The 22305-nt window shown below is 72.8% G+C and carries 19 protein-coding genes and 1 pseudogene; 10 read left to right on the forward strand and 10 right to left on the reverse strand.

Annotated features, from left to right (window positions below):
- Nucleotides 1-7: 7 nt before the first annotated feature.
- Entirely contained in the window at nt 8-979 is a 972-nt protein-coding gene (locus IO40_RS0108110; protein ID WP_016467160.1) for a nucleoside hydrolase, read from the reverse strand.
- A gap of 383 nt (nt 980-1362) precedes the next feature.
- Here IO40_RS0108110 and IO40_RS0108115 point away from each other — a divergent pair, with 383 nt between their 5' ends.
- Nucleotides 1363-2133, forward strand: coding sequence for a GntR family transcriptional regulator (locus IO40_RS0108115; RefSeq protein WP_016467161.1), 771 nt, complete (start codon nt 1363-1365; stop codon nt 2131-2133).
- Nucleotides 2134-2265: 132 nt separating this feature from the next.
- Nucleotides 2266-2709: a hypothetical protein gene (locus IO40_RS35660; protein ID WP_174500672.1), complete on the forward strand. Its 444-nt coding sequence runs from the start codon at nt 2266-2268 to the stop codon at nt 2707-2709.
- Here the strand turns inward: IO40_RS35660 and alc are convergent.
- From alc to IO40_RS0108135, 4 genes and pseudogenes are all read right to left on the reverse strand, one after another.
- A pseudogene (gene alc, locus IO40_RS33310) lies at nt 2654-3756 on the reverse strand (allantoicase). The gene IO40_RS35660 and the pseudogene alc overlap by 56 nt on opposite strands.
- Before the next feature lie 84 nt (nt 3757-3840).
- Nucleotides 3841-4752 (reverse strand): LysR family transcriptional regulator, encoded by a 912-nt coding sequence (locus IO40_RS0108125; protein ID WP_031175158.1) that lies wholly within the window; start codon nt 4750-4752, stop codon nt 3841-3843.
- 90 nt (nt 4753-4842) lie between these two features.
- Nucleotides 4843-6057 carry a carboxylesterase family protein gene (locus IO40_RS0108130; RefSeq protein ID WP_016467164.1) on the reverse strand — a complete coding sequence of 405 codons (1215 nt, stop codon included), beginning with the start codon at nt 6055-6057 and terminating at the stop codon, nt 4843-4845.
- Entirely contained in the window at nt 6039-7388 is a 1350-nt protein-coding gene (locus IO40_RS0108135) for an MFS transporter (RefSeq protein ID WP_016467165.1), read from the reverse strand. The genes IO40_RS0108130 and IO40_RS0108135 overlap by 19 nt, the downstream gene beginning before the upstream one ends.
- 164 nt (nt 7389-7552) lie before the next feature.
- On the opposite strand from IO40_RS0108135, the gene IO40_RS0108140 reads away from it, so the two are divergent.
- Genes IO40_RS0108140 through IO40_RS0108175 form a run of 8 tightly spaced genes read left to right on the forward strand, consistent with a single transcriptional unit; the run spans nt 7553 to nt 14578 of the window.
- On the forward strand, nt 7553-9025 hold the full coding sequence (locus tag IO40_RS0108140) for a 2-hydroxymuconic semialdehyde dehydrogenase (RefSeq protein ID WP_016467166.1): 1473 nt from the start codon (nt 7553-7555) through the stop codon (nt 9023-9025).
- Nucleotides 9022-9858, forward strand: coding sequence for a 2-keto-4-pentenoate hydratase (locus IO40_RS0108145; RefSeq protein WP_031175159.1), 837 nt, complete (start codon nt 9022-9024; stop codon nt 9856-9858). The genes IO40_RS0108140 and IO40_RS0108145 overlap by 4 nt, the downstream gene beginning before the upstream one ends.
- The gene (locus tag IO40_RS0108150) at nt 9855-10814 is read left to right on the forward strand and encodes an acetaldehyde dehydrogenase (acetylating) (protein ID WP_031175160.1); all 960 of its coding nucleotides are present in this window, start codon (nt 9855-9857) and stop codon (nt 10812-10814) included. The genes IO40_RS0108145 and IO40_RS0108150 overlap by 4 nt, the downstream gene beginning before the upstream one ends.
- On the forward strand, nt 10811-11851 hold the full coding sequence (dmpG, locus tag IO40_RS0108155) for a 4-hydroxy-2-oxovalerate aldolase (RefSeq protein ID WP_016467169.1): 1041 nt from the start codon (nt 10811-10813) through the stop codon (nt 11849-11851). Before IO40_RS0108150 ends, dmpG begins: the two co-directional genes overlap by 4 nt.
- Entirely contained in the window at nt 11848-12612 is a 765-nt protein-coding gene (locus IO40_RS0108160) for a 2-keto-4-pentenoate hydratase (RefSeq protein WP_016467170.1), read from the forward strand. The genes dmpG and IO40_RS0108160 overlap by 4 nt, the downstream gene beginning before the upstream one ends.
- The gene (locus IO40_RS0108165; RefSeq protein ID WP_016467171.1) at nt 12612-13064 is read left to right on the forward strand and encodes a RidA family protein; all 453 of its coding nucleotides are present in this window, start codon (nt 12612-12614) and stop codon (nt 13062-13064) included. The genes IO40_RS0108160 and IO40_RS0108165 overlap by 1 nt, the downstream gene beginning before the upstream one ends.
- The gene (locus IO40_RS0108170) at nt 13061-13582 is read left to right on the forward strand and encodes a 3-hydroxyanthranilate 3,4-dioxygenase (protein ID WP_016467172.1); all 522 of its coding nucleotides are present in this window, start codon (nt 13061-13063) and stop codon (nt 13580-13582) included. The genes IO40_RS0108165 and IO40_RS0108170 overlap by 4 nt, the downstream gene beginning before the upstream one ends.
- A 3-nt stretch (nt 13583-13585) precedes the next feature.
- Complete coding sequence (locus IO40_RS0108175) at nt 13586-14578, forward strand: amidohydrolase family protein (protein ID WP_016467173.1); 993 nt, start codon at nt 13586-13588, stop codon at nt 14576-14578.
- 42 nt (nt 14579-14620) lie between these two features.
- Here the strand turns inward: IO40_RS0108175 and IO40_RS0108180 are convergent, their stop codons facing one another.
- From IO40_RS0108180 to IO40_RS0108200, 5 genes are all read right to left on the reverse strand, one after another.
- Nucleotides 14621-15550 carry a LysR substrate-binding domain-containing protein gene (locus IO40_RS0108180; RefSeq protein WP_016467174.1) on the reverse strand — a complete coding sequence of 310 codons (930 nt, stop codon included), beginning with the start codon at nt 15548-15550 and terminating at the stop codon, nt 14621-14623.
- Nucleotides 15551-15636: 86 nt separating this feature from the next.
- Nucleotides 15637-18726 carry an alpha-mannosidase gene (locus IO40_RS0108185; RefSeq protein WP_031175161.1) on the reverse strand — a complete coding sequence of 1030 codons (3090 nt, stop codon included), beginning with the start codon at nt 18724-18726 and terminating at the stop codon, nt 15637-15639.
- 319 nt (nt 18727-19045) lie between these two features.
- A complete protein-coding gene (locus tag IO40_RS0108190; RefSeq protein ID WP_016467176.1) occupies nt 19046-20356 on the reverse strand; it encodes a glycoside hydrolase 5 family protein in 1311 nt (436 codons plus the stop codon).
- 58 nt (nt 20357-20414) lie between these two features.
- Nucleotides 20415-21350 carry a carbohydrate ABC transporter permease gene (locus IO40_RS0108195; RefSeq protein WP_030406260.1) on the reverse strand — a complete coding sequence of 312 codons (936 nt, stop codon included), beginning with the start codon at nt 21348-21350 and terminating at the stop codon, nt 20415-20417.
- Nucleotides 21350-22276 carry a carbohydrate ABC transporter permease gene (locus IO40_RS0108200; RefSeq protein ID WP_016467178.1) on the reverse strand — a complete coding sequence of 309 codons (927 nt, stop codon included), beginning with the start codon at nt 22274-22276 and terminating at the stop codon, nt 21350-21352. The genes IO40_RS0108195 and IO40_RS0108200 overlap by 1 nt, the downstream gene beginning before the upstream one ends.
- Between the last annotated feature and the right edge of the window lie 29 nt (nt 22277-22305).

Below are 22305 nucleotides of genomic sequence, written 5' to 3' on the forward strand. Positions count from 1 at the left end.
CCGCGTCTCACTTCCGTGTCTCGCACAGCCGCTCGACCAGCAGCGCGGGGAAGGTGCCGTCGGTCTCCAGGACGACCGCCGCGTTGGCGCCGGGCTGTTCGGGGTAGCCGCGGTGGATGCCGCGGGTGTCGGCGACGAGCGCGCCGCGGGCCGCGCCGTCCGCGGTGTCGACGGTGACGTGCAGCCGGGGGGCGAGCGTCGGGGTGACCTCGCCGACGGCGATACCGGCGGCGAGCGGGTCGTGACAGGCCGAGCCGCGGAAGGGCAGGGCCGTCTCCTCGTGGAAGGTGAAGTAGAAGTCGAGGATCTCACCGGCGAGGCGGCTGACGGGGCTGCCGTTGTCGAGCAGTCGCAGGCGGTGCTCCTCGGTGAGGTTCTCCCGCATGGTCACGTCGAGCGGGACGAGGGTGAGGTCCCAGTCGGCGGCCAGGACCAGCGCGGCGGCCTCCGGGTCGTGTCCGATGTTGGCCTCGGCGACGGGGCTGATGTTGCCGGGGTGGTGGACGGCGCCGCCCATCACGGTGACCCGGCCGATCATCTCGGGCAGCCGGGGCTCCTTGCGCAGGGCCAGCGCGAGGTTGGTGAGCGGGGCGGTGGCGAGGATGTCGAGCCCGCCCGGGGCCCGGCGGGCGGTGTCGATGATGAGGTCGGCGGCGTGGCGCGGGTCCGGTGCGGCGGCGGGTTCGGGGAGTTCGACGCCGCCCAGCCCGCCGTCGCCGTGCACGAATCCGGCCTCGGGGTGGACGTCGCCGCGCAGGGTGGCGCCGGCGCCCGCCGCCACGGGTATGCGGGTGCGGCCTGCCGCCTCCAGCACCTGGAGGGTGTTGCGGGCGGCCCGCTCGGCGCTGGTGTTGCCCGCGACGGTGGTGACGGCGCACAGGTCCACGCCGGGGGTCTGACAGAGGTAGAGGAGCGCGACGGCGTCGTCGATGCCGGTGTCGCAGTCCATGAGCAGCGGGCGGGGTGCGGTGAGGGGCATGGGGCGTTCTTTCGGACTGAGGGGGTCGGGTGGGGGCGCGCGGCCGGGGACCGGGTGGGGCGTCGGGTGCGGTGTCGGGCCGTGCCGGGCGAGGGCCGGGGCACAGCGGAGCCGCAGGAGACGATCACTCCAGAGGGAGATTGTCTGACAATTTCTTGGGCGTGAGAGTAACGACGCCCCGCCCCCGGCACAAGGGGTCCGCAGCGGACGACCGGGGAGCCCCCACCCGGAAAACCGCGCCGCGAGGTGACGAAGCGACCCCGCTCCCCCACCGCGCGGACGGTCGCCACCAGGGCGTTAGGCTGGGAACACACGCGCGGCCCGCCGGGGAAGCTCCCGATGCGGCCGGCGAAATAGGTCAGACAAAACAGGAGAGAGCCTCGATGCCTCGACAGGGAGACCGCCGGCACTCACCCCGGGTCGAGCTCTACGAGCGCATCGTCGCCGCCATCGACGACGGCACCTTCCCGCCCGGGGCCAAACTGCCGCCCGAACCGGAGCTGGCCGCGCTCCTGGGAGTGAGCCGGCCGGGGCTGCGCGAGGTGCTGATCCTCCTCCAGGAGGACGGCGTGATCACCCGCCGGCAGGGAGCGGGCAGCACCGTCAACCAACTGCCGCCGGCCCCGGGCCTGGAGCGGCTGCTCCCGGTGGAGACGCTGCTGGGCCCCGGCACCGTACGCTGCCACCGGCGCGCGGTCGAACTGGAGGAGCCCACCGACTTCTCGGGATACCACCTGCGGCTGGCACCCGCCGAACGCGCCTGCTTCTGGGAGACCGTGGTGGAGGTGGACGGTGCGGCGGCGTGCTTCGCGCACGAGTGGGCCGCGGACCGGTCGGCACTGCGCGCGGCGGACCCCGCGCTGGCCGCCGCGCTCGGCGATCCCCCGAAGGCTCCGGCGCGCCCCGGGGACGGCGACGGGCCGGCCACCACGATGCTGGCCGCGTTCCTGGACACCGGCTGCGCCCTCACCGCGCGCGGCACGCTGGGCGCCACGGTGCTGGGCAAGGAGAGGGGCGAGGCCATATCCCGCCCGCCGGAGACCCCGGCGATGCTGCTCACCCAGACCGTCTCGGCCGCCGGCCGCCCCGTGCTGGCGGCCAAGTACCTCTTCCCCTCGGGAGCCCCGCTGCTCTCCCTGACACCACGCCGCTGAACGGCACTCCCCCGACAGGGAAACGGCCCGCGCGCCCGGTGCGCGGGCCGTCGTCGTCCGGCCGGTGCCGGTGGCCGTTGTGGCGGGGAAACCGTTCGCCCCGTCCGCGGCGCCTCCCCTACCGTCGGGGCCATGGCTTTCGGAAACCCCGCGACGTACCGCTCGCACCACGTCTGCGTCCGCTGCCGGTCGTCGTACAAACGCAACGGCCCGCCCGCGCCGTGTCCCGGGTGCGGCGAGCGGCTGGTGGACGCGGGGGTGTGTCTGGCGGTGCCGGCGCGGCGGGACCGGAGGGGCTGGCGGGCACTGGCCGCCGTGCTCGACGCGGGGCTGCGGTTCCATCCGGCGTGCGGCTGCTGCTACTCGGGCCCCGGCTACCGCCCCCGCACCGTGCCCGAGGTGCGGGAGCGGCTGACGGTGGCGGCCCGCAGCGGGCTGCCACCGGCTCAACTGCTCGCCCTGGCCGATCCGGCCGACGCAGCCGGGGCGGTCGGATCGGCGCGTGCTGGCGGCCGGGGTGTCAGTCGGTCAGTTCCGCGTACCGCCGGGCGAGTTCGGCGCGGCCCTGCTCGGTGAGGCTGCCGTGCACCCGCAGCCGGGCGATCCCGCCGTCGGGTAGGTGTCCAGCCGGATGTGGGAGGCCGGGACCGGCTGCGGCAGCTTGATGCGGTGCAGGGTGTCGGGTTCGAGCGGGGTACGGGGCAGGAAGCCGGTCCAGGTCGCGCCGCCGTCGGTGGAGGCCGACAGGGACGCCCACCCGGCGGAGTTGCCGCAGAAGTAGGAGGTGTCGATCTCGACCGCCCGGATCTCGGCGTGTCCGGTGAGGCGGAAGCGGGCCCAGTCGTGACCGTCGTCGCGACGGCGGCGGCTCTCCCAGCCGTCCGCCATCTTGCGGGACCGGTCGGGGAGGATCATGTTGGTCTGCGGCGAGAAGAACCGGTCGGAGGCGTCCTCGGCCCTGCCGCCGTTGAGGACGGAGACCAGGTCGTAGGTGCCCAGCAGGTCCAGCCACTCGGGGTCGGGGACCACCTCGCCGTGCACCCGCAGCCGGGCTATGCCCCCGTCGGGGTACTGGCGCAGCCGCAGATGGGTGAAGCGGCGCTCGGAGTTCACCTCGAAACCGTTGGCCGCGTGACCGCGGACGCGGGTGCGGGGCACCAGCGGCGTCCATTCCGTGGCCGCGGACAGCAGGTCCTCGACGGAGGGCGTGCCCGGCAGGGCGGCGGCCTCGACGGAGACGGTCTGCGGGTAGTTGCCCCGGAAGTGCGCGGTGTCCACGATCAGGCCGCGGACGATGCCGGGGGCGCCGAGGCGGACGAGCGCCCAGTCGTGGTCGTCGGCCGCCGGGTGCGGGGTCTCGCCCTTGGCGCCGCGGCGCCGCCGCGTCTCCCAGCCGTCCATGATCTTGCCCTTGTGGCCGAAGGCCGCGGGGTCGAAGTGTGGCCGCTCGGGGCTCAGCAGGTTCTCCCGCTCCGCGAAGAACTCGTCGTTCGCGGCGACGACACCGGCGCCGAGCCGGCGGTCGGCCAGGTCGACGAGGCCGGTGAAGGCGTGGTCGTCCCGGCGGTAGTCGGCGTACGGGTCGCCGGAGACGTAGGGCTTGGCGTCGTAGGAGTCGGTCACGCGGTTCCTCTCTCCCGGTGTTCGGTCCTCCGAGAGTGGCCCGCGGCTTCTGTCAGATCCATCGAAACCTTCTGAGCGTTCCGTTCAGTCCAACTGAACGTTCCGCAGGGCGTCGAGGACCCGTTGCACGCCCGGCCACTCCTCCGCGCCGCGCCGCGTGGCCGCCACCACGTACCGCCGGGGCCGGTCGCTGCCCAGCACCCGTACGGTCACCCGCGCGGCGTCCGCCGCACCGGTGCCCGCTCCCGCCATGCGGGGCACGAGCGCGACGCCCAGCCCGGCGCCGACCAGCGCGAGGATCGCCGCCCAGTCGGCCGCCGCGTGCGCCTGCCGGGGCACGAACCCGGCCGCCTCGCACACGGTGGTGGTGATCTGCGACCAGGGCCCGCTGTTCCCGTAGATCCAGGGTTCGTCGGCCAGATCGGCCAGCCGCAGGCTGCGTGCGGCGGCGAGCCGGTGCCCGGCCGGCAGGGCGATGTCGAGCGGGTCGGTGTGCACGGCGAGGTGGGTGAAGCGGGCGTCCCGGGCGGGCGGGGCGTGGGCGGCCAGGGACAGCGCCAGATCCACGGCGCCGTCGGCGAGCAGGTCGTAGACCTCGGCGGCCTCCGCCTCGCGTACGCGGATGCGCAGGTCCGGGTGGGTGGTGCGGAGCGCGGCGATGGCGGGCACGACGAGCGCGGGGATCGCGGTGCTGAACGCGCCCAGCCGCACCTGTCCCGCCTCGCCGCGTACGTGGCCGGCCAGTGCCGCATCGGCCCGCTCCAGTTCGGCGAAGACGCTTTCGGCGTGGTGCAGGACCAGTTCGGCGGCGGGGGTGAGCCGCACCCGGCGGCCGTGGGCTTCCAGCAGGGTGACCCCGAGCTGTCTGCTGAGCCCGGTGAGCTGCTGCGAGACAGCCGACGGCGTCATGAACAGCGCCTCGGCCGCCGCCGTGACGGTTCCCACGTCGGCGAGCGTGCGCAGGACGCGGAGCTTCTTGAGGTCCCACTCGGTCATGGCGGCACGCTATGCGCGGCGCCCGGGCGCACGTACGGCGGCCCGGCACCCGGTGGGCTGCGTACCGTGCCGCCGTGCCGGACTCCCCTGTCAGTGGGGGACGGTGGTGAGGGGGTCCGGGAGGGGGCCCGGGTCGCCGGTGCGGGCGAACGAGGCCCAGGCGGCGCGTACGGCCACGCCGAGGCGGTCGGTCTCCTCCCAGGGGGTGTCGCCGAGCATCGGGGAGCGGCGCCAGGCCGCGCGGGAGCCGAGCAGCAGCGGCAGTTCGAGGCAGTGGGTGGCGCCGAAGGGCGAACCGGCGGGGCGCCAGTCGAGGCGGTAGGTGGTCACGCGGGCGCCGGCCTGCCGCAGCCGGCCCGCGAAGCGGGCGAGCGGTTCCTCGTACTCACGGCGGGTGCTCGCGGCGACATCGCCGTCGCCGCCGACGAAGGCCGACATGTCGTCGGCGTTCCAGCCCTGGAGGATGTCCAGACCTTCCGCACCGTCCAGGCCGGACTCGGCGTCGAGGTCCGCCGTGTCGAGGGGCGCCGTCCCGGTGACGGGGAGGAACGGGGGCTCCAGCGGGCTGCCGGTCTCCTGCGTGTGGGCGGCGGCCGTCCGGCGCTGCGCGGCCAGCAGGGCGTCCGGGTCCGCGGTGCGCGGATCGGTCCCCAGGAAGCCGGCGAACCGGCGGCCGACGGCACGGGACGCCTCCGGGGGGCGGGCGGCGATGGACAGGGGCGGGCTTTGCAGGACGGCGCGGTGGAAGAGCCCGCGCGCCGCGGGCACGGCCATCAGCAGCCGGATGGACAGGGCGCCGGCCGACTGCCCCAGGACGGTGACGTTGCCGGGGTCGCCGCCGAAGGCGGCGATGTGGTCGCGGACCCAGCGGAGGGCTTCGAGCTGGTCGAACAGGCCGAGGTTGCCGTCGCTGACGCCGTCGAGGCACAGATAGCCCAGGGCGCCCAGCCGGTAGTTGACGCCGACGACGACCACGTCCTGCTCGGCGGCGAGCGCGCCGCCGTCGTACCAGTCGAGCAGCCCGGCCCCGCTGCTGAAGCCGCCGCCGTGGAGCCAGACGAGGACGGGGCGGGCGCCCGCGTCCCGTGCGGGGGTGGTGACGGTGAGGTGGAGGCAGTCCTCACCGCGCGGGTGGGTGTCGAGCGGGGGCCCCATCACCGCGTCCAGCCGGGAGGGCGGCTGGGGGCAGATCCGTCCGCTCGACGGGCCGTCGCCGGACGGGTCCGTCACGGGGCGGGGGCGGGCGAAGCGTTCCGCTGTGGCGTAGCGGACCGGGCCGCTGCGGATCATCTGGGAGCTGTCCATGCCTCGTCTCCGATCTGGGGGCGTGCGGTCCGCGCCGGTGTCTCGGGCACCAGACGGAAGAGCGCCACCGCACCGGCGAGGCTGACGCCGCAGATGGCCACCAGGTACCAGGTGACGCCGGTCGAGGAGCCGCCCGAGTTGAGCAGCGCGGTGGAGATCATAGGCGCGAGTCCGCCGCCGAGGATGGCTCCGGCCTGGAGGATCAGCGAGGAGCCGGAGTAGCGGACGTGCGCGGGGAAGGTGTCGGCGATGATGCTGCCCTGCACGCAGTGGGTGACGGGGATGATGAGGCCCATCCCGGCCAGGGCGATGACGGCCGGCCCGGCCGCGCCGGTGTCGAGCAGGGGGAAGAACGCGGCGCACCAGGCCAGGATCGCCACGGAGCCGCCGATGAACATCGTCCGTCGGCCGTACCGGTCGGCGACCCGGGTCCACACGGGGATGGTGGCGAACCACAGGACGGCGGCGCCGGTGACGCTGAGGACGAGGAACTGTTTGTCGTGGCCCAGTTGCTTGGTGCCGTAGGAGAGCGTGAACACCATGAAGACGTAGGCGACGGCCGAGTTCGCGACGACGGCGAGCAGGGTGAGGGCCAGCCGGGGGAAGCCGGCCTTGAGCGACTCGGCGAGCGGGAAGCGGACCACGTCGTCCTCTTCCAGCACGCGGTGGAAGGACGGGGACTCGGTGACGCGCAGCCGGATGGCGAGGCCGATCACGACGAGGACGAAGCTGAGCAGGAAGGGGATGCGCCAGCCCCAGCCGGTGAAGGCGGCGTCCCCGGTGAGGGCGTTGGTGCCCAGGAAGACCAGGTTGGCCAGGACGAGTCCGGCGGGCGTGCCCATCTGGGGGAATCCCGCGTACAGGTTCCGTTTGCCCTCGGGGGCGTGCTCCATGGACATCAAGGTGGCGCCGGCGCCCTCGCCGCCCAGACCGATGCCCTGGACGATGCGCAGGACCACCAGCAGCACCGGGGCCCAGAAGCCGATCGTGTCGTAGGTGGGGATGACGCCGATGAGCGTGGAGCCGATGCCCATGAGGAGGAGGGAGACGACGAGGGTCGCCTTGCGTCCGACGCGGTCGCCGAAGTGGCCGAAGACCAGGCCGCCGAGGGGGCGGGCGACGAATCCGACGGCGAGCGTGCTGAAGGCGGCGAGGGTGCCGGCGGCGGGGCTGAGGGAGGGGAAGAACTGCTTGTCGAAGATGAGCGCGGCGGCGGTGCCGTAGAGGAAGAAGTCGTACCACTCCAGGGTGGTGCCGGCGAGGGTGGCGAGGGCGGTTCTGCCGGGGGCCGCGGCGGGCTCGGGTCTGTCGGGTCTCTCCGGGGTGCTCATGGGGAGACAGTGACCCCGTGAGACATCACACACAAATACCGGATTCGGACGCTGCCATAGCGGGGCGGTTATAGCGACCGAGCAACTCGATATAACTAGACCGCTATACGAGCGAGCGGAAAGCGCATTTGCCAGGCATGGCGCGGGCTTTCAGAGTGGGGCCCATGACGCCAGACACAGGGCGGTGGATCCGCAACTTCGTCGACGGGCACTTCGTCGAGCCCGACGAGAACCGCAGCTTCGAGAACGTCGATCCGGCGACCGGCCGGGTGCACGCCCGCGTCCACGAAGCCGACAGAGCCCTCGTGGACCGCGCCGTGCAGGCGGGCCGGCGGGCGCTGGAGGGCTGGTCGGGCACCGCCGTCCGGGAGCGCACCGCGGTGCTGCGCAGGGCGGCCGACCTGATCGAGGAACGCTTCGAGGAGTTCGTCGCCGCCGAGATCGCCGACACCGGCAAGCCCGTCACCCAGGCCCGCGACCTGGACGTGGCCCGTGCCGTCGCCAACTTCCGCACGTTCGCCGACGTGGTGGCCGCCGCCGGAGTGGAGTCGTTCCTCACCGACCTGCCCGGCGGGCGGCAGGCCCTCAACTACGCGGTGCGCAAACCGCTCGGCGTCGTCGCGGTCATCGTGCCGTGGAACCTGCCGCTGCTCCTGCTGACCTGGAAGGCCGCCCCCGCGCTGGCGTGCGGCAACACGGTGGTCGTCAAACCCAGCGAGGAGACCCCGGCAACCGCCGCGCTGCTGGCCGAGGTGCTGGCGGACGCCGGTCTGCCGGCCGGCGCCTACAACGTCGTACACGGCTTCGGCGCCGACTCGGCCGGTGAACACCTCACCACGCACCCGGGCATCGACGGCGTCACCTTCACCGGCTCCTCGGCCACCGGCGCGCACGTCATGCGGACCGTCGCGCCCCGGGTCCGCCCCGTCTCCTTCGAACTCGGCGGCAAGAACGCGGCGATAGTCCTCCCCGACGCCGACCTCACCGAGACCCTGGACGGCCTGACCCGGTCGGTGTTCGCCAACACCGGCCAGGTGTGCCTGTGCACCGAACGCGTCTACGTCCACCGGTCGGTGTTCGCCGACATCGCCGACGGACTGGTGGAGAGGGCCGGCGCCCTGCGCCTGGGCCGCCCGCTGGACGAGGCCACCACGACGGGACCGCTCATCTCCCAGGCGCACCGGGACAAGGTGCGCGGCTACTTCGCGCTGGCCGAGCAGTCCGGTGCCAAGGTCCTCACCGGCGGCGGCGTCCCCGAGCTGGGCGACGGCCTCGACGGCGGCTCCTGGATCGAGCCCACCTTGTGGACCGGGCTGACCAACACGGACCGCCCCGTGCGCGAGGAGATCTTCGGCCCCGTCGCCGCGCTGATCCCCTTCGACGACGAGGACGAGGCCATCGCACTGGCCAACGACACCGACTACGGCCTGGCCGCCTCCGTGTGGACCCGCGACCTGCGGCGCGGACACCGCGTGGCGCAGGCGATGAACGTGGGCATGGCCTGGGTCAACACCTGGTTCCTGCGCGATCTGCGCTCCCCCTTCGGCGGCGTCGGGCTCTCCGGCATCGGCCGTGAGGGCGGCGCCTCCTCCCTCCACTTCTACACCGAACCGACGAATGTGTGCGTGCACCTGTGACCGCTAGGACCACCACCGAAGGCGCCGGGGACGCCGCGCGGATCGACGACGTCGCCGCGCTGCTGACCGCCGCCGCGAAGACCCGCACCCCCTGCGCCCCGGTACGCGAACACCTGGGCGCCACCGACATCGACGCCGCCTACGAAGTGCAGCACCGGCTCGTGGCGGCCCGCACCGCGGCCGGCGCCCGCCGCGTCGGCGCCAAGATCGGACTGACGGCCCGTGCCGTGCAGCAGCAGTTCGGCGTCTTCCAGCCCGACTTCGGGGTGCTGTTCGCCGACATGGTGTACGCGCACACCGAACCGGTGCCGCTCGGCCGGTTCCTCCAGCCGCGCGCCGAGGGCGAGATCGCCTTCGTCCTGGGCCGCGACCTGGACCTGCCCGGCACCACCGTCGCCGATGTGCTGCGGGCCACCGACTTCGTGCTGCCCGCCATCGAGATCGTCGACTCGCGGATCGCCGGCTGGGACCTGGCCATCACCGACACGGTCGCCGACAACGCCTCCAGCGGCGCCGTCGTACTGGGCACCACGCCCTTCCGCCTCGACGGGCGCGACCTGGCCCGCGTCGGCATGACCCTGTACCACGACGGCGAGCCCGTCTCCTTCGGCGCGGGCCACGCCTGCCTCGGCTCCCCCGTCGTCGCGGTGGCCTGGCTGGCCCGCGAAATGGAACAGCGCGGACAGCCGCTGCGCGCGGGCGACCTGGTGATGTCGGGCGCCCTCGGCCCCATGGTGCCGGTCGGCGGACCCGGCCGGTACCGGCTGGAGTTGGACGGACTCGGCGATGTCGAGGCCCTGATCGAGGCCGGCAACGAGGAGGAGGACGCATGAGCACGTCACCGGACGGCACGGTGCCCGTGGCCGTCATCGGCTCCGGCAACATCGGCACCGACCTGATGATCAAGGTGCTGCGGCACTCCCCCACCCTCCGGATGGCGGCGATGGCCGGGATCGACCCGGACTCCGAAGGGCTCGCCCGCGCCGCCCGGCTGAAGGTGGCCACCACCCACGAGGGCGTCGACGGGCTGGCGGAGCTGCCGGGGTTCGACGAGGTGAAGGTGGTCTTCGACGCGACCTCCGCCAAGGCGCACGTCCACAACGCCGAGGTGGCCCGGCGGCACGGCAAGCTGATGATCGACCTGACCCCGGCCGCCCTGGGGCCGTTCGTGGTCCCGCCGGTCAATCTGGACGCGCACCGGGACGCGGACGACGTCAACATGGTGACCTGCGGAGGCCAGGCCACGGTGCCCGTTGTCGCCGCCGTCTCACGCGTCGTGCCCGTCGTGTACGCGGAGATCGTCGCCTCCCTCTCCTCCCGTTCGGCGGGCCCCGGCACCCGCGCCAACATCGACGAGTTCACCGAGACCACGGCCGAGGCGCTCCGCACGGTCGGCGGCGCGCAGGCCGGCAAGGCGATCATCGTCCTCAACCCGGCCGAACCGCCCCTGGTGATGCGCGACACCGTCTACTGCGTCGTCGAGGGCGAGCTGTCGGAGCGGACCCGCGAGCGGACAGCCGACTCGGTGGCAGCCATGGCGCAGGCCGTCCGCGCGTATGTGCCCGGCTACCGGCTCAAGCAGCGGGTCCAGTTCGACCCGGTCGAGGACGCCCTGGTCCCCGGGCTGGGCCGACGGGTCTCCGGCACCCGGGTCTCGGTCTTCCTGGAGGTGCGCGGCGCGGGCCACTACCTGCCCGACTACGCCGGAAACCTCGACATCATGACCGCCGCGGCCGTCCGCACCGCCGAGAAGACCGCCGCACTACGAGGATGGGTGAAGCCGGCATGAAGCTGTACGTCCAGGATGTGACCCTGCGGGACGGCATGCACGCCATGGGCCACGCCTACACCGTCGACCAGGTGCGCGCCGTCGTCGCCGCCGTGGACAAGGCCGGTGTCGCCGCCGTTGAGGTCGCGCACGGCGACGGCCTGGGCGGCTCCAGCGCCACCTACGGCTTCGGCGCCCACACCGACGAGGAGTGGATCGAGGCCGCCGCCGAGGTCGTGGAGAACGCCAGGCTGACGACGCTGCTGCTGCCCGGCATCGGCACCATCGACGATCTGCGCCGCGCCTACGACCTGGGGGTGCGCAGCGTCCGCGTCGCCACCCACTGCACCGAGGCCGATGTGGCCGCCCAGCACATCGGCTGGGCCCGCGAGCACGGTATGGACGTGGCGGGCTTCTTGATGATGAGCCACCTCAACACCCCCGAGGGGCTGGCCGGTCAGGCGGCGCTGATGGAGTCCTACGGTGCGCACTGCGTGTACGTCACCGACTCGGGCGGCCGGCTGACCATGCGGGACGTGGCCGAGCGGATCGACGCCTACCGGCAGGTGCTGGACGCCGGGACCGAGATCGGCATCCACGCGCACGAGAACCTGTCGCTGTCGGTCGCCAACAGCGTGACCGCCGTGGAGCACGGCGCCTTCCGCGTCGATGTGGCCCTGGCCGGCCAGGGCGCCGGCGCGGGCAACTGCCCCGCCGAGGCGTTCGTCGCCGTCGCCGACCTGCTGGGCTGGGAGCACGGCTGCGACCTGTTCGCCCTCCAGGACGCCGCCGACGACATCGTGCGCCCGCTGCGCAACCGCCCCGTCCAGGTGGACAGGGAGACCCTCACCCTCGGCTACGCCGGTGTGTACTCCAGCTTCGCGCTGCACGCCGAACGCGCCGCACAGCGCTACGGGCTCGACACCCGGGACATCCTGCTGGAGATCGGCCGGCGCCAGATGGTGGGCGGCCAGGAGGACATGATCGTGGACATCGCACTGGACCTGGCCGCACGGCGCGACGCCGCGGCCGGCCCCGCGGAAGGGAGCGACCGGTGATCGACGTGGGGACGACCGGGGAACTGGCCGCGCGGCTCGACGCGGCGTGCACCTCGCGCACCGACACCCCCAGTCTCGCCGACAGCCACACGTTCGACATCGCGGACGCCTACGCGATCCAGGCGGCACTGCTCGCCCGGCGCGAGGCGCGCGGCGAACGCGTCACCGGCGTGAAACTGGGCTTCACCAGCAAGGCCAAGATGGCGCAGATGGGGGTCTCCGACGTCATCGTCGGGCGGCTCACCGACGCCATGCGGCTGGCGGACGGCGCCGATGTGGACCTCGGCCGCTTCATCCACCCCAAGGTGGAGCCGGAGGTCGCCTACCGGCTGAGCCGCGATGTGGACGCGGACGACACGGCGCTCGACATCGAAACGTGCGTGGACGCGGTCGCACCCGCCCTGGAGATCATCGACTCCCGCTACCGCGACTTCCGGTTCACGTACGAGGACGTGGTCGCCGACAACACCTCGGCCGCCGCCTACGCGGTCGGTGCCTGGCGGCCCGTGCAGGACGTGACGAACCGGGCCGTGCGGCTGCTGGCCGGCGGCCGGGAGGCGGTCGGCTCCACCTCCGCGATCCTGGGCGCCCCGGTGCGCGCGCTGCACGCCCTGCGGGAGATGTGCCGCCGCCACCGCATCCCGCTGCGCGCCGGACAGGTCGTGCTCGCGGGCGCGGCGACGGCCGCCGTACCGCTGGGCGCGGGCGTCACCACCTGTGACGTCGCCGGGCTCGGCACGGTCTCGGTCCGGGGGGTGTGATGAGCCGGGCACACGTCGTCCCGGGCAAGGCCACGCCCCGGGGCCGCTTCCCGCATGTCAAGGTCGTCGGAGACACCGAGAAGTTCGTCTTCGTCTCCGGCACCAGTTCACGCCGTCCCGACAACACCTTCGTCGGCGTCGAGACCGACGAGATGGGCACGACGAACCTCGACATCCGGGCGCAGACCCGGGCGGTGATCGAGAACATCCGGGACATCCTCGCCGAGGTCGGCGCGGACCTGTCCGACGTCGTGCAGCTCACCACCTACCTGGTGTCCATGAACGACTTCGGCGGATACAACGAGGTCTACGGAGAGTTCTTCGACGAGAACGGCCCGACGCGCACCACCGTGGCCGTGCACCAGCTGCCGCACCCGCATCTGCTCATCGAGATCCAGGCCATGGCACACCTCCCCCGTACCGACCGCACCACCGCACAGGAGCACTCATGACCGACATCCCCGAGGTCATCGACTTCAAGGGCTGGATCAGCGAGCACGAGCACCTGCTCAAGCCGCCGGTGAACAACCGCACCATGTCGCTGGGCAAGGACTTCATCGTCCAGGTCGTCGGCGGCCCCAACCAGCGCACCGACTACCACCTCGACCCGTACGAGGAGTGGTTCTACCAGCTCAAGGGCGATATGCACGTCAACCTGATGACGGACGAGGGCCCGCGGACCGTGCACATCGAGGAGGGCCAGGTCTGGCTGCTCCCCGGCAATGTGCCGCACTCGCCGCAGCGGCCCGACCCCGACTCCATCGGGCTGGTCATCGAGCGGGTCCGCGAGGAGGGCACGCTGGAGAAGTTCCTGTGGTACTGCCCGGAGTGCTCGGCGCTCGTCCACGAGGTGGAGCTCCAGGTCAACGACATCGTGGCCGATCTGCCGCCGGTCTTCGAGAGCTTCTACGCGGACGAGCAGGCCCGCACCTGCCCCAAGTGCGCCTTCCTCCACCCCGGGAAGGGCTGATTCGTGAACCGCGTGATCGACGTCCATACGCATTACGTGCCCCGGGGCTGGCCCGACCTGAGCGCCGACGCCGGCCCCGACGCACCGTGGCTGCGGATCGAGTCCGAAGCCGAGGCCATGATCATGATGGGCTCGAAGGAGTTCCGCCGTATCCAGGCCGACTGCTGGGACGCTCAGGTACGGCTGCGGGACATGGACGCGGACGGGGTGGAGACCCAGGTGGTCTCCCCCACCCCGGCGTTCTTCACCTACGGACGCAGCGGCGAACAGGCGGCGAGGATAGCCCGGATCTTCAACGATCTGGCGCTGGAGATCACCGCTCCGGCCGGTGACCGGCTCGTCCCGTTCTGCCAGGTCCCGTTGCAGGACCCGGACGCCGCCTGCCGCGAGCTGGAACGCAGCATCGCCAACGGGCACCGCGGCGTCGAGATCGGCAACCACGTGGGCGACCTCGACCTGGACAGCGAAGGCGTCGTCACCTTCCTCCAGCACTGCGCCGCCCTGGACGTGCCCGTCTTCGTGCACCCGTGGGACATGGCCTCCTCGCCCCGGCTCGACCGGTGGATGGCGCAGTGGCTCACGGCGATGCCCGCCGAGACGCACCTGTCCATCCTGGCGCTGATCCTGGGCGGGGTCTTCGACCGGGTGGACGAGCGGCTGAAGATCTGTTTCGCGCACGGCGGCGGTTCGTTCGCCTTCTGGCTGGGCCGGATGGAGAACGCCTGGCACGGCCGCAACGACGTGATCGGCACCTCCGAGCACCCCCCGTCGCACTACCTGGGCCGCTTCTACGTGGACTCCGTCGTCTTCGACGAGCGGGCCTTGCGGCTGCTGGTGGAGACGGTGGGCGCGGACCGGGTGATGGTCGGCAGCGACTACCCCTACCCGCTGGGTGAGCGCCCGGTGGGCGAGGTGGTCCGCAAGAGCGCCTTCCTGGACGACGAGGTGCGCCGGCGCATCACCCGCGGCAACGCGGAACGCTATCTGGGGCTGTGACCCCGCCGGGCCCACGGTCCGCCCCCGGCGCCCCGGCTCGGCTCAGAGCTGGGGCGCCATGTCCGCCGCCGTCTCCTCCAGGCTGCGGATCAGCGCCCGCGCGGACGGGCTCAGCGTGCGGGAGTCCGACAGCGTCAGCCCGACGCTGTGCCCGATGGGTTCCAAGGAGACCGGCAGCCGGGCGAGCCGGCTGTCGTCCCGCACGATGAGACCGGGCAGCACCGCCACCATGTCGGTCTCCAGGAGCAGTTGCCGCACGGTGAGGAACGAGGTGGTCTCCACCCTGTTCTCCGGCAGCCCCAGTCCGTTGCGGGCCAGCAGCTCCTCCACCTCCCGGCGCAGCGCGGTCTGCGGCCCGGGCAGGATCCACGGGTACCCGGTCAGTTCCGGAAGTCCGATGTCGTGCCGCCCCACCAGGTCGTGGGAGGCACGCACGACCAGTTGGACCGACTCGTCGTAAAGCGTGCGCCGCACCACGCCCTCCCCGGAGGGCCCGGTCAGTCGGCCGACGATCAGATCGACGCGGCCGGCCTCCAGATCCAGCAGCAGCGCTTCGGGCGACGCCTCCCGCACGACGACGGTCAGCAGCGGATGGTCCTTCTTCAACGCGGCGATGGCCCGGGGCAGCAGTACGTTCGACCCGGCCAGGTGGGTGCCGGCGACCACCGTGCCCCGGTCGGCCTCGGCCAGCTCCACCACGTGCCGGCCCGCCTGGGTGAGCTGCGCCAGCACGGCGCGGGCATGCTGGGTGAACGCCTCGCCGAAGACCGTCGCGGTGATGCCCCTGGGCCCGCGCTCGAACAGCGACACCCCCAGGATGTCCTCCAGCTCGTGCAGGCTGCGGGTCGCCGCGGGCTGCGTGATGTGCAGTTCGGCGGCGGCACCGACCACCGTGCCCTGCCGCGAGAGGGCGTCCACGAGCAGCAGGTGCCGGAACTTGAGCCGGCCGTCGAGCAGGCGGGGGATGTCCACGCACCGACACTATCGAAGGCCCCGGCGGCAGCCGTGTGCGGTGGGCCGGGACGGACCCCGGCCCACCGCACCCCGTACCGGGTCCGTCAGCCCTCGGTGCGGGAGAAGCGCAGCGTCACCAGCTGGAACGGGCGCAGCGCCAGTTCGACGGCGCCGTCCGTGACGGCGGGTTCCGGCTCCCGGCTGTCGGACACGGGCCGCTCCAGCAGGTCGCAGACGGTCACCGAGGCGAACGGGAAGCCCGGGGTGAGGCGGACGGCGGCGCGGCCACCGTGCGCCTCGTGGCAGCGCACCACCACGTCGCCGCTGTGGTCGTCGGCCAGCTTGACGGCGCTGACCACGACCGCGTCGTCGTCCACGGCGACCAGCGGGGCTACCTCGGCCGCGCTCCCCGGCAGCGTGCGCACCGGCAGATTGATGTGCCAGCCCTCGCGGACCGCGTCACCGATGGCGGCGCCCGGCAGCAGCGCGTAGCGGAACCGGTGCAGCCCCTGGTCGGTGTGCGGGTCGGGGAACCGCGGGGCGCGCAGCAGCGAGAGGCGGACGGTGGTCGTGGTGCCGGCCGGTACCGCACCGTCCTCGCCCGGCGTGCGCACATCCCGCGTCACGTCATGGCCGTAGGTGGAGTCGGTGACCAGTGCGGCGCCCCAGCCGGGCTCCTCCAGGTGCACGAAGCGGTGGTTGCACGCCTCGAACTTCGCGGCGTCCCAGCTGGTGTTGGTGTGGGTGGGCCGGTAGAAGTGCCCGAACTGGGTCTCGGAGGCGTACCGGTCGGTGTGCAGGTCGAGCGGGAAGGCCGCCTTGAGGAACTTCTCCGTCTCGTGCCAGTCGACCTCGGTGTCGATGTCCAGCCGCTTGGCGCCGGCCTCCAGGGTGAGCAGCTGCACCACGCGCGACGCGCCGAAGGAGCGGGTGACCCGGACGGTGACCGCGCCGCCTTGGCCGTCGCCGGCCGGCTCCTGGCCGGCCAGGGCGACCTCGTCGGCCTCGGTGAGGTCGGTGACGGTGTTGCGGTAGAAGGAGTCGACGTCCCAGGCGTCCCACATGTTGGGGAAGTCCGGGTGGAGCTGGAGCAGGTTGGCGGCGCTGCCGGGGGCGACCGTCTCCCGGCGGGCCGTCAGATCGTAGGCGGAGACGATAAGTCCGCGTCCGTCGATCTCCACCCGCAGCAGCCCGTTGTCCAGGACGAACCCGCCGCCGTCCCGGGCCGTGGCGGTGGCCGTGCCCTCGGCGGCGGTGGCCGGGGCCGCACCTCCCGCGGGGATGCCGGCGCGGGCGTGCGGGGCGGCGTTGAAGACCAGCCGCTGTCCGTCACCGGCCGCCTCGTCGGCCAGCGCCCGCTGTGCCGCCCCGACGATCTCCTCCAGTTCGGCGGCCACCTTCGCGTAGGTGGCCTCCGCCTCGCGGTGCACCCAGGCGATGGAGGAGCCGGGCAGGATGTCGTGGAACTGGTGGAGCAGCACCGTCTTCCAGAGCCGGTCGAGCTGCTCGTACGGGTAGGGGTGCCCGGTCCGTACCGCGGCGGTGGCCGCCCACAGTTCGGCCTCGCGCAGCAGGTGCTCGCTGCGGCGGTTGCCCTGCTTCGTCCTGGCCTGGCTGGTGAGGGTGGCCCGGTGCAACTCCAGGTACAGCTCCCCCGCCCACACCGGCGCATCGGGGTACTCGGCCTCGGCCTTGGTGAAGAAGGCGGCGGGGGTCTCCCACTCGACGGTGGCCGAGCCCTCCAGGTTCCGCATCCTGGCCGCCTTGGCGACCATCTCGCGGGTCGTGCCGCCGCCGCCGTCGCCCCAGCCGGTGGGGGCGAGCGAGCGGGTGGCGCGGCCCTTGTCCTTGAAGTTGCGGGCGGCGTGGGCGATCTCCGAGCCCTTCATGGAGCAGTTGTAGGTGTCCACGGGCGGGAAGTGGGTGAAGATCCGGGTGCCGTCGATGCCCTCCCAGAAGAAGGTGTGATGCGGGAAGGAGTTGATCTGGCTCCAGGAGATCTTCTGGGTGAGCAGCCACTTGGAGCCGGCGGCCTTGATGATCTGCGGCAGGCCCGCGGCGAAGCCGAAGGTGTCGGGCAGCCACGCCTCGTCGTTCTCGATGCCGAACTCGTCGAGGAAGAACCGCTTGCCGTGCACGAACTGCCGGGCCATCGCCTCGGAGCCGGGCATGTTGGTGTCGGACTCGACCCACATGCCGCCGGCCGGCACGAAACGGCCCTCGGCGACGGCCTTCTTGACCTTCGCGTAGACCTCCGGCCGGTGCTCCTTGATCCAGGCGTACTGCTGGGCCTGGGACATCGTGTAGACGAAGTCGGACTCCTCCTCCAGCAGCGCCGTCATGTTGGCGGTCGTACGCGCGACCTTCCGCACCGTCTCGCGCAGCGGCCACAGCCATGCCGAGTCGATGTGGGCGTGGCCGACGGCGCTGATGCGGTGCGCGGAGGCACGGGCGGGGGCGCTGAGCACGTCGGTGAGGCGGGCGCGGGCCGCGGCGGCGGTGCCGGGCACGTCCTGGAGGTCGATCGCGTCCAGCGCCCGGTCGACGGCACGCAGGATCTCCCAGCGGCGTTCGCCGTCGGCGGGCAGCTCCCGCATCAGCTCGTCCAGCACCTCCAGGTCCATCACCAGCTGCCAGACGGTCTCGTCGAAGACGGCCAGGTCCATGCGGGCGAGCCGGTACTGCGGTTCGCTGCCGGCGGTCTCCTTGTCGCCGAGGTCGGTGGGCAGGAACGGGTGGTAGTCGAGGATCACCGGGTTGGACGCGGCTTCGATGTGCAGGTCCACCGTCTCGCCGCCCGCGGCGCGCTCGGCGACGCGCACCCACTGGTTGCGGGGGTTGAGCCCCTTCACCGGTGTGCCGTCGGGACGGTAGACCAGGCCCTCGCACTGGAACCCCGGCATGTTCTCGTCGAAGCCGAGGTCCAGCAGCGCCTCCACGGTGCGGCCCGCCCAGTCGGCGGGCACCGTGCCGGTCACCCGGAACCAGCTGGTGCCCCAGGGGGCGCCCCAGCTGTCGCCCACCGCGATGGGGGTGTGCTCCGCCGCCAGCCCTTCCGCGACCGGCACCGGCTCGCCGGGCGCGTGCCAGACGGTCACCTCCAGCGGGACGGAGGCGGGGTACACCGCGGGGCGGATGCGTTCGTCGAGGACCCGCTTGAGGCGGCCTTCGGTCAGTGCGCGGTCGTCGTGCATGTGTGCTGCTCTCCGTAGGGGTTTCCGGTGGTTCCGGTCGGTGGTGCCAAGGGGGTGGAGCGGGGGCGGATGCCGGCGCCGCGTACGGCTCCCCTACGGCGTACGGGGTGGTGGGGGCGGCTGGTGCGACCGAGGCGGGCCGCGGCCCGGGAACGGCTGTGTGCCCGCCGGCCGGCGCGTCGGCCGGCGGGGCGGGGGAGTCGGGCGTCCGGGCGGGGGCGCTGGCACATCGCGTCCCTCACCCTGCCCCGCTCGCCCTGGGCGCACTCCTGGTGCCGGGCGGCGGGCGGGCGCGCCGGGGCGCGTGGGAGCCGGTGTGTCATGCCGGCCTGCCGGTGCTGCTTCCCGGGGCGGCCTCGGCCACGGTGACGAGGTCGGTGATGCCGCGGGCCGCCAGGTGCGCCGTGTCGTCCGCCCGTTCCGCCAGGACGACGGCGGGGCGTGCCCCGTCGGCGGTCAGCCGGGCGAAGGCCTCGAAGAAGGCGCCACCGGGTGCGCACACCGAGCGGCCGGGACGGTCACCGGCCTCACGCGTGCCTTCCTCCTCCGGGCGCACGTCCAGGACGAGGGCGGTGGTGCGCGGCGGGGCCGGGCGCGGGGCTGCCCGGTGCTCCTGTGCGGCCTCGGCGAGGGCTCGGGCGAGCGGTTTGGGGCGGTGGTCCTCCGTGAACAGCCCGAGGCTGTACTCCAGTTCGGGGAAGTCGGCGAGGTGGCGCGGCACATCGTGCGAGCACCACCAGGTGACGCCCCACACGTCGGTGCAGTCGAGTGCGGCGTCGACGGTGGCGCGGGTGAAGGCGGCGGCCCGGCCGGCGGGGATGTGCGGCTGCGGCGCCCCGACCTCCTGGAGCCAGACGGGCCGGTGCGGGTCGTCGGCCCATGCCTTGGAGAGTTCGATCAGGTAGGCGGCGTGGTGTTCGGTGGCGGTGCCGCCCGGTCCGTGGCGTTGCGCGGTGCCGTTGAAGACCCACGAGTGCACGGCGGTGACCGCACCCAGCCGGGCGGAGTGCGCGGGCGTGAAGGGGTGGCCGTCCAGGTACCAGGCGGCGTCGTACTCGGCGTGCAGGTGCCAGTTGCCGGGGGCGCCCTCGGCGCAGGCGTCCAGCATCCGCCGCAGCCACTGCTCCGCCTGCCGCGGGGTGATCCGGTCGGGGTCGGGGTGGGGGTCGCCGGAGAACTGGTTGATCTCATTGCCGACCGTCATACCGAGGAAGTTGGGCTTCCCGGCGAGTGCCGCGGCGAGGGTGCGCAGATAGTGGGCCTCGCCCTCGACCACGTCGGGGTCGGTGAAGAGGTTGCGGCGGTGCCAGGTGCCGGTCCACGCGGGCAGGAAGTCGAAGCTGGACAGATGGCCCTGGAGGCCGTCCACGTTGACGTCCAGTCCGCGCTCGGCGGCGGCGTCCACGAGTTGCACCAGGTGCTCGACCGCGCGTGGCCGCACCACCGCCCGGTTGGGCTGGAAGACGGGCCACAGGGGGAAGACCCGGATGTGGTCGAGGCCGAGGGAGGCGATGGCGTCCAGATCGGTGCGTACGGCGTCGAGATCGAAGTCCAGCCAGTGGTGGAACCAGTCGCGCGAGGGCGTGTAGTTGACACCGAAGCGCGGCGTGGAGACGGAGGGGGTGGTCATCGCTGGGCTGTTCCTGGGGTCGGGGGCGGGGTGGGGGGTCGGGTGGGGCGTGCCGGGCTCAGCCCTTGACGGCGCCTTCCCCGACACCGCGGAAGAAGTAGCGCTGGAGGCAGGCGAACATCACGATCAGCGGCAGCACGGCGATGATGGTGCCGGCGGCCACCAGCCGCTGGTTGTCGGCGAACGTGCCGTGCAGATAGTTGAGGCCCACGGTGAGGGTGAAGTTGGCCGGGTCGCTGAGCACGATCAGGGGCCACAGGAAGTCGTCCCAGGCGGTCATGAAGGAGAAGATGGCGACGACGGCCAGCGTGCCCTTGACCGACGGCAGCGCGATCCGCACGAACCGCTGCCACACGTTGGCGCCGTCGACCAGGGCGGCCTCCTCCACCTCGTAGGGCAGCCCGGAGAAGGCGTTGCGCATCAGCAGCACGTTGAGGGCGCCGACCGCACCGGGCAGGACCACGCCGAGCAGGGTGTTGTTGACGTGCAGTGCCCGCGCCAGTGTGAACTGGGCGATGATGATGCTCTCCAGCGGGACGAGCATCGCCATGATGAAGACGGTCAGGGCGGCGCCGCGGCCCTTGAAGCGGAGCCTGGCCAGCGCGTACCCGGCCAGTGAGGCGCCCACGAGGTTGGTCAGCACACTGGCGACGGCGACGGTCAGCGAGTTGAGCGCGTAGTCCCACACGGGGATGATCCGTGCGACGCCCGCGTAGTTGTCGAGGGTGGCGTCGGAGGGCAGCAGCCGGGGCGGGTAGCTGTAGATGTCCTCCCCCGGGCCCTTGAGCGAGGTGGAGAGCTGCCACAGGAACGGGCCGACCATCAGGGCGAAGACCGCCACGAGCAGCAGATAGCGCAGTGCGGTCCGCCAGGCGGGCGGGCGGCTGCCGAACGCGCGGCCGGGACGGGCGGCGGACGGGCGGGTGCTTCTCCGCTTCTGGTCATGTGGCTCGGGGCCGGCGGCGGGGGCCGGGCGTGCGGTGGTCGCGCTCATCACGCGTCCTCCTTCCGGTTGGCCCGCAGCACCAGCAGCATCAGGCCGAGTGTGACGACAAAGACGACCACGGAGAGCGCGGAGGCGTAGCCGACGCGCCCGTTGAGGCCGGTGCCGACCTGCTGGACGAGTTGCACGAGTGTGATGTCCTCCCCCGCGGGGCCGCCGTTCTCGCCCGCGAGGAGGTAGACCTCGGAGAAGACCTTGAAGGCGCTGACGGAGGAGAGTGCGGCGACGAGGACCATCGTGTTGCGCAGTGCCGGGACGGTGACGGTGACGAAGCGGCGCACCGCGCCCGCGCCGTCGACCGCAGCCGCCTCGTGCAGTTCCCGCGGCACGTTGGTCAGCGCCGCCAGGTAGACGATCATGTAGTAGCCGAGGCCCTTCCAGACCGTCAGCAGCATCGCGCTGAGCAGCAGCAGCCACGGGTCGCTCAGGAAGCCCACCGGGCCGGCCCCCAGCGCCTCCAGGATGCCGTTGACCAGACCCCGGTCGTCCAGCAGCCAGGACCAGATGAGACCGACGACCACCACGGAGGCCACCACGGGCGTGTAGAAGGCCGCCCGGAAGAAGGTGATGCCGGGGATGTGCCGCTGGACGAGGACCGCCAGCAGCAGCGGCAGCAGCACCAGCAGCGGCACCGTCACCAGCACGTACAGGGCGCTGTTGCGCAGCCCCGTCCAGAACATCTCGTCGTGCAGCAGTTCCCGGAAGTTGGCCAGGCCCACGAAGCCGCCCGGCACCAGGGTGCGGTTGTCGGTGAAGGAGTTGCCCACCGTCAGGAGGAACGGCGCCAGGCTGAACGCGGTGACGGCCAGCAGGCCGGGCGCGAGGAACAGCCAGGGGCTGGTGGGCAGATGTCTGCGCACCCGCCGGGGCGCTGTGGCGGGCGCGCCCCCGGGCGGTGCGGCGGTGGCTGTCTTCATTGCGGTTCCTGGTCCTTCGCTCGGCTCGG

The organism is Streptomyces albus subsp. albus (assembly GCF_000725885.1).
GTDB classification, from domain to species: Bacteria; Actinomycetota; Actinomycetes; order Streptomycetales; family Streptomycetaceae; genus Streptomyces; species Streptomyces albus.